General features: G+C 59.7%; 9 protein-coding genes and 1 pseudogene. 2 read left to right on the forward strand and 8 right to left on the reverse strand.

Annotated features, from left to right (window positions below; all coding sequences use genetic code 11):
• Window positions 1–5: 5 nt before the first annotated feature.
• Together M0D66_RS15800 and M0D66_RS15805 are read right to left on the reverse strand one after the other, a co-directional pair.
• The gene (locus tag M0D66_RS15800; RefSeq protein WP_266210986.1) at window positions 6–476 is read right to left on the reverse strand and encodes a hypothetical protein; all 471 of its coding nucleotides are present in this window, start codon (window positions 474–476) and stop codon (window positions 6–8) included.
• A gap of 397 nt (window positions 477–873) precedes the next feature.
• Complete coding sequence (locus M0D66_RS15805; RefSeq protein WP_266210987.1) at window positions 874–2,514, reverse strand: methyl-accepting chemotaxis protein; 1,641 nt, start codon at window positions 2,512–2,514, stop codon at window positions 874–876.
• A gap of 305 nt (window positions 2,515–2,819) precedes the next feature.
• Between M0D66_RS15805 and M0D66_RS15810 the strand changes: the two genes are divergently transcribed.
• The gene (locus M0D66_RS15810; RefSeq protein ID WP_266210988.1) at window positions 2,820–3,620 is read left to right on the forward strand and encodes a hypothetical protein; all 801 of its coding nucleotides are present in this window, start codon (window positions 2,820–2,822) and stop codon (window positions 3,618–3,620) included.
• 359 nt (window positions 3,621–3,979) lie between these two features.
• Window positions 3,980–4,413 (forward strand): annotated as a pseudogene (locus M0D66_RS15815) (MFS transporter); the annotation flags it as partial.
• Between the two features lie 51 nt (window positions 4,414–4,464).
• Here M0D66_RS15815 and M0D66_RS15820 read toward each other — a convergent pair.
• From M0D66_RS15820 to M0D66_RS15845, 6 genes are all read right to left on the reverse strand, one after another.
• Complete coding sequence (locus M0D66_RS15820; RefSeq protein ID WP_266211060.1) at window positions 4,465–4,884, reverse strand: hypothetical protein; 420 nt, start codon at window positions 4,882–4,884, stop codon at window positions 4,465–4,467.
• Window positions 4,862–6,886, reverse strand: a complete 2,025-nt coding sequence (locus M0D66_RS15825; RefSeq protein WP_266210989.1) for an integrase — start codon at window positions 6,884–6,886, stop codon at window positions 4,862–4,864. Before M0D66_RS15825 ends, M0D66_RS15820 begins: the two co-directional genes overlap by 23 nt.
• A complete protein-coding gene (locus tag M0D66_RS15830; RefSeq protein ID WP_266210990.1) occupies window positions 6,858–8,498 on the reverse strand; it encodes a site-specific integrase in 1,641 nt (546 codons plus the stop codon). Before M0D66_RS15830 ends, M0D66_RS15825 begins: the two co-directional genes overlap by 29 nt.
• Window positions 8,495–9,694, reverse strand: a complete 1,200-nt coding sequence (locus M0D66_RS15835; RefSeq protein ID WP_266210991.1) for a site-specific integrase — start codon at window positions 9,692–9,694, stop codon at window positions 8,495–8,497. The genes M0D66_RS15830 and M0D66_RS15835 overlap by 4 nt, the downstream gene beginning before the upstream one ends.
• Window positions 9,695–9,949: 255 nt before the next feature.
• Entirely contained in the window at window positions 9,950–10,489 is a 540-nt protein-coding gene (locus M0D66_RS15840; protein ID WP_266210992.1) for a single-stranded DNA-binding protein, read from the reverse strand.
• Window positions 10,490–10,612: 123 nt separating this feature from the next.
• Window positions 10,613–11,803 (reverse strand): MFS transporter, encoded by a 1,191-nt coding sequence (locus tag M0D66_RS15845; RefSeq protein WP_171925184.1) that lies wholly within the window; start codon window positions 11,801–11,803, stop codon window positions 10,613–10,615.
• Between the last annotated feature and the right edge of the window lie 208 nt (window positions 11,804–12,011).

The raw sequence follows: 12,011 nt of genomic DNA on the forward strand, positions 1-12,011 counted from the left end.
GCCGGTTAATGTGCAGCGCCAGAGACCTGTGCGCCCGCTTCTGCTCGCGACCCGACCTTTGTGCGCACCGGCTTGGGCCGCGCGGCATCCGCGGGTTTCGCGCTCAGCCTGTCATCTGATTTCTTCCGCACCGCCTCGGACAGAAGACTCGCGGCACGTTTGGCGGTGATGCGGCTATGAGGCACGTCCTTCGCATCAAGCGCGATCACCTGGTACAGTTCACGGTCGCATTCAATCTCGCGCTCGTACCCCTCGCCAGTTTCGACAAGCAGTTCCAGCAACGCCTGTTGGCTTTGCCGTTCCTCTCTTGTCATGCAGGGAGTCCTACGTATTGAGGCCGCAAGCGTAACCAGTCGCTTAAGTTGATCCAACTGCCGGTTGCATAAATCGAAAGCTGAGAGCGCGAGTTTCTCGTACTGGAGCGCATCAACGGGCGCGCGTGAGGGTGCTTGAGGGGTCTTGGTAGATTTGCTCATGGTGCGATTTCCGGTTCGTTCCTGAATCGCCCGACACTCGCTGAAAGATGGGGTGAGCGGGCACGTGGCAAGGTTGACAGACCGGGCGAAATACGAAACCGGCGAGCCTCTCGGCTCCCTCACCACGACCCGCCCATTGAACGCGGCGCGCGTAGGTGAGCACTACCCACTTTCGCGGGCAGTGCCGTACTTCGCTGCGGGCTGTCAAACCCGCGCCGTTTTGTCTAACGGCAGGAACAATCTAACGCACCTATTTTTTAAGACGATCAACCAAACAGGCTAAACGCGCGAATTATAACTAATCTTTACATTTGACCTGGCGCGTACCCTGTACTGATTTTCATCCGGCGCACGCAAGCGCTCGATCACCCTTCGGCACGCTACGCGGTCTGCCCTATCAAGCCGCTACAAACTCACCTGCGTTAACCTTCCGCGGCGCAGCCGCAGCCCCACCTCGCCGACCAGCAAGAGAAGTATCCCCGCTCCCCGTCTGAAACACAGCCACCGCCGAAGTCAACCTGCGAGCCTGATCCTCCAGCGAGCTAGCAGCCGCAGCAGCCTGCTCAACCAGCGCGGCATTCTGCTGCGTCACCTCATCCATCTGCGCAACAGCCAGGTTCACCTGATCGATCCCGGTGCTCTGCTCAAGCGCAGCCGCCGCGATCTCACCCATGATCGAACTCACGCGCGAAATCGAATTGACGATCTCGGTCATCGTCGACCCTGAGCGCTCGACCAACTGCGACCCTGCCTGCACTCGCGCCGTCGAAGCATCGATCAACCCCTTGATCTCCTTCGCCGCCGCCGCGCTTCGCTGTGCCAACGACCGCACTTCGCTCGCCACCACCGCAAACCCACGTCCTTGTTCGCCCGCGCGCGCCGCCTCGACCGCCGCGTTCAACGCGAGAATATTGGTCTGGAAAGCAATGCCTTCGATCACGCCGACAATGTCGGCAATCCGCCGCGAGTCGTCGACGATGCCATGCATCGTGCCCACCACCTGCTCCGTCAGATCGCCACCCTGCGCAGCCAGGCTCGACGCACCCTGCGCCAGCGAGCTCGCCTGCTTTGCATTGTCTGCAGTCTGCTTGACCGTCGAGGTCAGCTCTTCGATGCTCGCAGCCGTTTCTTCGAGCGATGCGGCCTGCTCTTCGGTACGCTGCGACAGGTCGGTATTGCCCGCGGCAATCTCGCTCACGCCCGTATCGATCGATTCCGTGCCGTGACGCACGGCATTCACCGTCTCGATCAGCGACTCCTGCATCTTGCGCAACGCCGCGGCGAGACGGCCCATTTCGTTATTGCTCGTCACGTCGATCTGGCTGGTCAGATCGCCATTGGCAATCCGCTGGAACTGCGCGATGGTCGCGTCGACCGGGCTAACAATCGCCCGCACCATCACCGCCCGCCCGATCAATGCACCCAGCAGCGACAACCCCATGCCGACCGCCACCGCAATGCAGATTGCGTAGAACAGATCCTGTGCGTCCTGATAACGCTGCGCACCGTGATCGATTTGCAATTGCTCGAGCGTGAGCATCGCCTTCTCGTACGCGCTATAGAGCGACGGCAGCTTGTGCGCCTGCAACTGCTCGAATGCGTTTTTGTCACCCGCCTTGAGCGCGGCCAGCGCCGGCTCGACACCGTCGTGCAGGAAGGTATCGCGCTTGTCCTGCATGTCCTTGATCAGGCGCTGTTCGTCGGCATCCGTGCTCGCGCGGCTCACATAATGGGCAAGGCGATCATTCGATGCTTTCTGATACTGATCAAAGCGCTTGAGCACCGCGTTCGCGCCGTCCTGATCGTTCAGATCGACCAACGATGCGTATGTCGCCAGCGCCAGACGCAGGCGCAGCAGTTGTCCAGCGCTGCCTTCGAGGTCCGCGACTGCGGGCGTGTCTACGGTGTACATCTGCTGCAGCGACGCGTTGCTCGAACGCAACGACAGCAGTCCGGCGGCGGCGCCGAACAGCAGCACCAGGCCGAAGAACACGATCATCAGGGTAAGGCAGGTTCGAATCGACAAATTTTTCAACATCGGGCTGGTCTCCATTGGGCTGCCTGACCGAATGTTCAGAAAACTCCCCTCGGCCACGCGTGCTGCGCCCAAGCCCATACGGCAAGGTCCGCAACCTTTGATCAAAATTTAAGCGAATGCCACATAGATGGTCTACGGCGGGATTACAAAAAACTTTATGGTTGATGGCGCATACAGTTGCGATACATCAACATACGAGCGGAAGTGGGCCGCTGTTTGGGCAGGGGCATTTGCGGGACTACCCGGGTGGTCGGCAGGCAGTGGTTGGTAGAAAGTGACGAGGCACGCGTCTCCGGAGCATTTCTATGTCAGAAATAGGCTCGGCCCTGCTGGTTTTCGCTTTATTGCTTGTCGGAACCGGCCTAGGCGTCTGGGTGCGACCGTTGCTGCCAGAAGAGCACAAGGCTCACGAAACCGTGCAACTCATCCAGCTGGTTATCGGCATGCTGGTGACGTTTGCCGCTTTGGTGCTCGGGTTGATGACGGCGTCCGCGAAATCCAGTTTCGATACCGAATCGAATGATTTGCGCACCTATGCGGCCGACCTGATCGAGTTCGACACCACCTTGCGGGAATACGGCAGCGATACCGATGAGGCCCGCAACCTGCTGCGGGTGTACACCGCAGCGGCGATTGCATCGACATGGCCGGGCGAGACGGCTCCATCCGGTGACTATCCGAGGAACATCGGCACACAGGACAACTCGCAGAAGCTGGAGAACGTGAGGCTCGGCGACATGCTGACCTCGGTGGGAAGGCAGTTGCGGCAACTGCGAGCGCACGACCCGTTGCAACAGCGCGCGCTCAATGATGCCTTGACGCAATATCGGCGAACGGTGGATGCCCGTTGGAAAATCATCGAGGAAGCGCACAGCTCGATTTCTATGCCTTTTTTGATGACGCTGACGTTCTGGTTGTGCGTGATTTTTCTTAGCTTCGGATTGATCGCGCCGCGCAATGCGTTGGCTTTGGTCACGATCTCGCTTGGGGCAGTTTCTATTGCTTCCGCTATCTACGTGATCGTCGATCTGGATACGCCGTTTTCCGGGCCGATTGTCGTTTCCAGTTCGCCGATGAGAGATGCGTTGGAGCACCTTAGGCGGTGATTTTTTGACTTTGTCGGCGGCGTTTCCCGACTGAGCGCGCGGAGCACACACTTCTTTCCGTCTCATTGATGCTGGTGCGCAAATAAAAAACCCCGCCTCTCGAGCGGGGTCTTTTGCATCGGTCAACTCGCGTGCGGGTCGATCAAAACGGTTCTGTTGCGGAATTCCGTAAACATTTCCGCCCCAAGCACGCTGGGCGGCGCCAGACGCCGCGTGCAGAGCCCGTTTGGTAAAGCTAAGAGTGGACGAGCAAAGGCCTCAGGCTTCGGTCGATGCGCTGTGCGCGCGGGGAGTAACACTAGCGTAGCGCCCCCGAACGCCGCTGTGCAGTCAAATGGTCACGATTTCGATACGTGTTTCGCGCACTTCGCACGCCCACCTTCTGGGCACTGGCCGTCTGCTTTTCGACGTACTATGCGACGTTCACTGCGCTCACCTCCCATCTCGTTCCGCTGATGGCCGAGCGTGGTGTCGCAAACACGGTCCTCGTCATCATAATGGCGCTGATCGGACCCACACAGGTCATCGCGCGGGCTGTCTGGTTCATGTTCGATCGCAAGATCACCATCACGAAGGTCGGATTCGTCGTGGTCACGCTTTTCTCCGTATCAACGGTCATCCTCATCTTCGCGCCGGCAAGTCGGCCGCCCTGTTGTGACTTTTCGCGCTGTGCTACGGCGCAGCCAACGGCATGATGACTATCCTTCGTGGAACTATCGTTCAGCAGTTCCTGTGGACCGAAGGGTACGGCGCGATCAGCGGCATGCTGTCGTTCCCGTCGAACGTAGCCAAGAGCGGCACGCACGTCGCCCGCCCAGATCCGACACGCCTCTGGTCAGTTGCCTTAACGCCGGCTTGCGCTGTCAAGGGGGAGATCAAGCTCTTCAATGTTCAGCCCCTTTCTCGCGCAGTGGAAGGCGATGCGCTGCCAGCGCTGAAGCCACTGCTGCTCAAGCGCTTCATATTGCGTAATCCGTGCGCGCAGGCGCTCGATCGTCTTGTCAAGGTACAGGACCTCATCGCCTTTCACACGGGAGCGCGAGCGGCGGGCCGGCATGGCAAGAGCCCGTTTAGCCTCGAGATACGCCTGCTGGATTTCCGGATGACGGCTCAGTGCCTGCCTTGTAAATCCCGAGAAGGCCTCGACACACTCCCACGTCAGTTTTGTGCCAAGCTCGCCGTTACGCCAACGTTCGAGTTCGGCAACGATACCTGCCGCCTTGCGTTCTCCCAGTTTTCCATTAGCCCGTATGATTTTCGGCACCGTCGCCTCCTTCGTTGATGTAGCGCAGAAGGTCCGGTTCGCTGACGTTGAGCGTTGCAAGCTGGGTCATCAATTGCGTGTACCGGGTGCGCAGATGCCGGAGCCAGTCCGGTGCGACGAGTGCCGGTGTACCGATCTCAGTCTCGACGTTCTGCAGGCTGAGCCGCACGACCGCAGCCTGACGCTTCAGCTCGTCGGTCCGCGAGACGTCACCCTTCAACCAGATGAATTCGTCGCAATTGACTGTGCACTGCAGGTGCTTCGGACACGGTGCCATCTGGAAGTCATGGATGCACATACCCGGTCCGACATCGTGTACAGCATGAATGCGGGCTGTCAGAAACGTGTGAGTCATTTCGACCGGCAACGCTTTCGCCATTTCGGGCACTATGCCACCCATGCGTCCGTCTTCGATGTCTGCTACAACCCTGACCGCTCTTTGTGAGAGCGTGAGGTGCTGGTAAGCACGCGTATCGGCTTCGTATTTACGCCCGAACCACTTCGTCTGCACAAGATCCGATGCACCGCCCTCGTCGAGCAGATGGTTGAGGAAGTGGCGGAATCCGTGTGAGCGCAGGCTGATTGGGTCGCCGCGGCTGTCGAGCACGGAATAGCGTTCGAAGACAGACCGGATCTCGCCGCGTCCGCTCAGGAAGTCCCCTATCTGCTGGTCTGATATCGGACGTGCTGCATACATCAGCGTCGGCCTGTTACCCCGGTGCATCTGGTTGGTGTAGCAGACGCACAGGGCTTCGTGCAGAAGTATGCCCTCGCCCGGTGGCCCAGGAATGACCGGCAGTGTGCAGTGATCATAGGCCAGCCCCCGAAGGAGGCTATCGCGGCCGACGCAACAACTGCGCGCCCGTATCGAGTAGGGAATCCCGCGTATCTTGAGGAACTGTGCAATGTTCAGGCTGTGCAGCCCAAGAATCGCGATCAACGGCCGCCCGGCGATCTCTGCATCAAGCATTGTTCCGGACAGCAGGCGCCCCGTTTCATTGAACGCCCGGGCCACCTGCCTCGCGCCCTCTGTTGCCTCATGCAGTTCGTTGAGTGCTTCCTCGACCAGCGTTACTGTCTCGGTAAGCAGGGGCTTGTCTTCCCATTCAACACATATTTCGTCGGCCCTGCCTTTCAGGCGCGCATAGCGCAGAACCCTGCTGCCGTCCCTGCCCGTTTTCAGGGGGTATTCAGGCAGCGTCAACATCTCCCCTATGCGTAACCCGGTGCAGACCATGATCGTGGCAATCAGGGTCATGATGCGATCACCGCTGACACATTCGGATGGCGGCGCACCGCGCGGGATGTGCTGATAGAGGTACCCGAGCGCGCGAATGGCGTCTTCATCGGGGAGACGATTCTCTGGCCCGATATCGCGATGGTCCTGCTCGACACGATCGGGCGTCAGCCATCTCGGACGAACTTTATGCCGGCATCGCCAGTCCAGGCGCAACCGGCATAGTCCGTTACGATCCAGCGCGTCGGCAAACTCCTCCATATGCCCGATGACCTTGTACGCTGTCGACTCTTTCTCACGCCCTCGCACTCTTGAAGCTGCAGCGTCGAGATGATCGCAGCCCAGCTCGCTGATGTCGTACCCGCAGTCGGCAAGCGCATCGAACACGTAACGCGTTGCGCGCACGAATACCATGTGGCTATTCGATGACTGCCCTCGCTGCCGATGTCTCAGACACACGAGCGACTTGACCACATCTCCAAACACGCCGTGCAGTGGAGCTCCCGGTAAGCGATGTCCGGGACTGTGCCGGGTGAACATCAGCCTCTGTACCGACTTGTCTATCTTGTGACCACGAGTGCGATGCCGGTAAGTCTCTGACACGTCCCAGACCGGACTGCACCAGTCGACACCGGCAAACGGAACTGACGATCTGGCCGCGGCCACGAGCGAAGCCTGATTGACCAGCCAGTTCGCCGACGGCGCACCCACTGCGCAGGCAGGTGCCGCCATCGACTTACGCCTTTTTGCGAGGCTTGCGAACATGTTCTTCAATCTCCTGAACCACCTGCGCAACTGCATAGATAACGTCATCAAGCTGTATCGAAAGCCGTGAGCCATACCGAATCCGGCGATGCTCACGACTGGCGAGAAGTTCGTTGAGCACAGCCTGATGGTCAGCCTCGACGTAAGGCTGGAATTTCGGGCACAGATAGCAGGAGAACGGCGGATCGAGCGTGCACAGTTGCTCCTGTCCGCATGCACCGATTTCAACCGGTCGCACCGCAGACACATCCCCTGTAAACCTGATGCTTTTCTGCGGATCGGAGCCGTTCTCAGCCCATCCGGAAGATGGCACGAGCGTGCCCCGGAACAACCTCATCAGCGGCCCCAGTTTCAACGCTGCGGCCTGATCAAGAATCGTGGTCAACTGCCTGCCCTTTAGCGCGTAGTAGACCCTCACGTGCTGCGTATCCGAGTGATCGAGCATGACTGCGAGCACTTTCCGGCAGACACCTAGTTCGACCATTGTGGTGGCGAAGGTGTAGCGCAGGCGCCGTGGCGTCACATTCAGCGGTCGCATGGTACGCGGCGAGATCAGTCCCGATCTCAACGAGAAGTACCGGAGCAGTTGAGCGAACTGTTTGGATGGGATGTGATACGCGTACTCGCCGATATCTGTGCCGACGCACCACTTGTCCGGCCGGCTTCGCATGAAGAGCGGCCTTGGACAGTCACCGCAGTCAATCGACGCGTTACTCTTAATGAGATCCCGGAGCAACTTCGCAAGATCGTCGCTAATACGCTCCTCTACAAAGACCTGGCGAGGTCCCACACCGGACTTCTTGATACGCGGAACGGACAGTACCCATTGAGGCGGCACGTCATATCCTTCAACGATGTTGCGAAGGTCCGTCTCACGTAGCAGGCAGAAGTTCGCCGGATTCCTGCCAAGGGCCAGACAGAGCGCAACGGCCGAGCGTTGCAGGAGGCGGGACCGTTTCATCGACTGGTCTGCGGCCAGAGCCTTGCTTAATAGCGTCACCTCAGTATCACAGAGCGGTCCACAATCCTCGTCTTCCAGCTCCACCGCCAGTTGCGAAGGTCGGCCTGGAACCCAGATCTCGTTGAGCTCCAGCGCGAATTCGTCATCGAACCCGAGGCACGGCAGCATTTCAGACGACCAGGAGTACCACAGACGCAAGCGATAGAAGTTCGACATCGCCTTGCGGGCCCGCAACCCCTGAATAGCCTTGACCACAAGGGTACGCAGAGCTGGACGCAACCTCTCCGGCTCATTGATGGTTTTCATCATCTGCCAATGCGCGCGCAATTCTTCGAACGACGCATTCGCCCCCCCTCCACGGCCGCTTATAACCGCCGCGGTCCCTGACACCGCGCTGGCGACACTCGCGCTGGCCTGCTGGGTCAACAGCTGCACCGCCCATCTCCTCAACGCATAGTTCACGGTCAGATTGAAATCAGCAAAGTCAGCCCAGTCGATAGACACGTGATCTGTAACGGTATTGAGTCTCCAGCGAGATTCAGCCATATCGATACGTCGGCCGTCCCGGTCAATGACAGAATCGGGCAACGCTGGCAGGTTAAACCGGGCGAGCGTTCCGGCCATCGCCAAGTTGACATCATCGTTCGTCACGTACTGCTCCTCAACGTGTCCCGGCCGAAGAGTGAGGTCTGGTAACGCAGGCTGATCTCACACGATTCCCGTCGGATCGCTGCATCGATGTAGGGAGTCACCGAACCAGATGAACGCCAGCCAAAGAAGTACATCATGTCCTTGTCGATGCGGTCCTCGTCCACGCCGTTGCGCTGCGCTGTCGAGCGGAAGTTGGTCGCGCACGTGCTTCGCAGGGAGTGGGGATGCAGGTCGACGAACTCCGGGTGGACGTGCCCGACCTGGTCGAGCAGACCATTCACACGCACAAGACTCATCGGCTGCCCGTTGCGGCTCAGGAACAGATACGGACTTCTGTTTGCGCCAGGGATCAGCCGCCGCACCCTACAGATGTACTCGTTCAGATATCTGGCAAGCGATACGTCACACGGCAGATGCCGCGATTCAGTTTTTACCTGTGGCTCGTGCCTGCGCGGATCAACCGGATCGTCGGGCGAGCGCTCGACCCGGATTTCGGGAATGGTTCTGGATAGAAGGCAGTCAGACAGACGGAGTTTGAGCAGCTCACCTCGCCTGATTCCAAGCGTGACAAGCATCAGCACAATCAGGAAGTTGCGCTCGCGATAGGGCTTCTTCCAAGGGTTTCCAGCCACGTCTGGATGACAGAACTGCAGCAGACGTTGCAACTGCTCATCCGTGAGCGATGTGGCATGCACCGCAGTCGGTACGCGTGTTCGCGCTGCCGTTGCAAAGCTCCGCTGAATGACTGCCAATCGCTCCCGTGCATCGGCGAGTTGCTGGCTGCCCGGCGCCATCAGTGCCATTGCGCATTCGAGGTGCCAGACGACGCAGCGCAGGGCGACATTAAGCCGGAACACCACCGTGTCTGGCGAGACAACCAGTTTGCGGACCTTGTCCGCCGTCCTGAAGTTGCGACGCAGGCCTGGATAAAGCCTGCTGACGATTTCATCCGGAGTCAGTCCGTCTCCAGAGACAAGCCGTGCCTCGAGAGGAAACGCTTCGGAGCACGCCCATTGCCACATATGTCCCAGCACATGAAGCGTCTTGACGAGGCTGCTGACGGCAAGCCTCGGTCGCAACCGCCGGATCACATAGTTGTTAATCCACGGTACGGGCTGTCGATCTGCATCCAGCAAGATCGGTAACCGCTCCCCGTCTGGGTGGCGAACCGTGACGACATGAAATCGGGCATGCATGGGTTCCTCCCTGATGCTTCCGATTCAACCTAGGCAATGTTTACGACTTTTTCGTGGCAGCGCCCCACGAAGCCCACCTGTCCGGACCGCTAGCGCCGGAAATTGTCGGTAATAGTTACGAACAAAAAATCGCCGGCAGCCGCGGTACCCCTCCGGTAAATGTTGCGGGCCAGGGAATGCCCTGAATCCCAGATATAAAAAGAAAAACCCCGCACAAAGGCGGGGTTGATCTTTACATTCTACGGTTACGAAATCTCAAAACGGAATATCGTCATCCATCTCATCAAACCCACCGCCAGCCGGCGCGCTCGGACGGCTCGAACCGCCACCGCCACCACCGCTGCCGCCACGCGAAGCGCCGCCGCCCGAAACCGCACGGCCGCCACCACCACCACCGCTACGCTCCGACGGCTCGCCGCGGCTGTAACCGCCTTCGTCGCCACCACCACCCGACGAACCGCCACGACCACCCAACATTTGCATCTGTTCGGCGACGATTTCGGTCGAGTAACGGTCGGTGCCGTCCTGAGCCTGCCACTTGCGGGTGCGGATGCGCCCTTCCAGGTACACCGACGAACCCTTCTTCAGATATTCGTTCACGATTTCAGCGAGCCGGCCGAAGAACACCACACGGTGCCATTCGGTTGCTTCCTTCATTTCGCCGGACGTCTTGTCCTTGTACCGATCCGTTGTCGCAAGGCGGATGTTCGCCAGTGCGTCGCCGCTCGGAAGATAACGAACTTCCGGATCGGCTCCGAGATTGCCGACGAGAATGACCTTGTTCACGGATGCCATGAGTTTCTCCTGTTGATTCTGTTACGGGCGGCGCGGCAACGCGCGGTTCGCGTCTCATGGCCGGCAGGCCGGAGACCAGAACTGCGCCTCTGTCCCGCCGCCGGGTGAGTTCTGTGAGTCCTGTTACGCCTTCTTGCGCGGCGGCTGTTTCATATTTGCCGCGATTATAAGCCAGCAAAAGACGAGCCCCGAGCAAGTGAAAAACACAGCGCTCTGACCATCCACTTTCAGCAGCCAGCCGCCGACCACCCCGCCCAGCGCAAGACCAATCGACTGCGTGGTGTTGTACACGCCCGCCGCCGCGCCCTTGCGGGTTCCCGGCGCCAGTTTCGACACCAGCGAAGGCTGCGACGCTTCAAGAATATTGAAGCCCAAAAAGTAAACAAAGAGGATCGCCGCCACAGTCAGAATCGTATGCGGTGCGACGCCCAACAACAACTGTCCGATCAGGATAAGACCGATTGCGGAAAGGAGCACGATTTTCATTTTTCCGCGCTTTTCCGCGGCGATGATCGCCGGGACCATCATCACGAAAGAGAGGCCCATCACCGGCAAATACACCTTCCAGTGCGACGCGACCGGCAGGCCGCCGGCTTCGAGAATACGCGGCACGACGAGAAACAACGCGGTTTGCGTGGCGTGCAGCACGAGCACGCCAAAATTCAGGCGCAGCAGCTCGACGTTATGCAGCACCTCGGCGAACGGCGCACGCACGTGCACGGGTTTGGGCGCATCCGGGACGACCCACAGCACGAGACCAATCGCCAGAATCGAGAAAATGCCGACCAGCGTGAACAGGCCGCTCATGCCGACCCACTGGAACACGATCGGCGCACCGACAATCGCCACCGCGAACGATACGCCAATACTGCCGCCAACCATCGCCATCGCCTTGGTGCGATGCTCTTCGGAGGTCAGGTCGGCGATAAACGCGATCACCGCGGACGACACCGCGCCCATACCCTGAATCACCCGCCCGACAATGATCCACGTCATGTCGTGCGCGCCCGCCGCGACGAAGCTGCCAAGCGCGAAAATCAGGAGACCGGTCGCAATGACCGGTTTGCGGCCGACCTTGTCGGAGATCCAGCCATAAAAGATGTACAGCATCGACTGCGTCACGCCGTACGCACCCAGCGCGATCCCCACCAGCAGCACGTTGTCGCCGCCGGGGATGGTCTTCGCGTAGATCGAGAACACCGGCATGATCATGAAGAGACCGAGCATGCGCAGCGCGAAGATGGCGGCGAGCGACACGGTCGCGCGCATTTCAGGCGCGCTCATGCGTGAGGATGTAGCGGACGGATTGGACATCGGGAACGTTCTTTGAATGAGCGGGGCGGCAAACATACGGCGCGGCATTCGGGCCGGCGGCCTTGCCAGACGCTCGTCCGGCGCCTCGCGGCGCCTTGTACTCGCGAAAAATGGCCCCAGTTAGGCCTCTTTCCCGCGGCGCTGGACCGCAGCCTTACAGCTTGCCTTGCACCTTCTTCGGGCTGTCAGGAAGCCGTAACGGCGGTCT

It is taken from the genome of Paraburkholderia sp. SECH2, from assembly GCF_030464795.1.
GTDB classification, from domain to species: Bacteria; Pseudomonadota; Gammaproteobacteria; order Burkholderiales; family Burkholderiaceae; genus Paraburkholderia; species Paraburkholderia aspalathi.

What these genes read in the sequence shown, in the direction of transcription:
- M0D66_RS15825 (WP_266210989.1), bottom strand. Translation starts at nt 6,886, where the DNA reads ATGTTCGCAAGCCTCGCAAAAAGGCGTAAGTCGATGGCGGCACCTGCC.
- M0D66_RS15810 (WP_266210988.1), top strand. Translation starts at nt 2,820, where the DNA reads ATGTCAGAAATAGGCTCGGCCCTGCTGGTTTTCGCTTTATTGCTTGTC.
- M0D66_RS15805 (WP_266210987.1), bottom strand. Translation starts at nt 2,514, where the DNA reads ATGTTGAAAAATTTGTCGATTCGAACCTGCCTTACCCTGATGATCGTG.
- M0D66_RS15800 (WP_266210986.1), bottom strand. Translation starts at nt 476, where the DNA reads ATGAGCAAATCTACCAAGACCCCTCAAGCACCCTCACGCGCGCCCGTT.
- M0D66_RS15835 (WP_266210991.1), bottom strand. Translation starts at nt 9,694, where the DNA reads ATGCATGCCCGATTTCATGTCGTCACGGTTCGCCACCCAGACGGGGAG.
- M0D66_RS15845 (WP_171925184.1), bottom strand. Translation starts at nt 11,803, where the DNA reads ATGTCCAATCCGTCCGCTACATCCTCACGCATGAGCGCGCCTGAAATG.
- M0D66_RS15840 (WP_266210992.1), bottom strand. Translation starts at nt 10,489, where the DNA reads ATGGCATCCGTGAACAAGGTCATTCTCGTCGGCAATCTCGGAGCCGAT.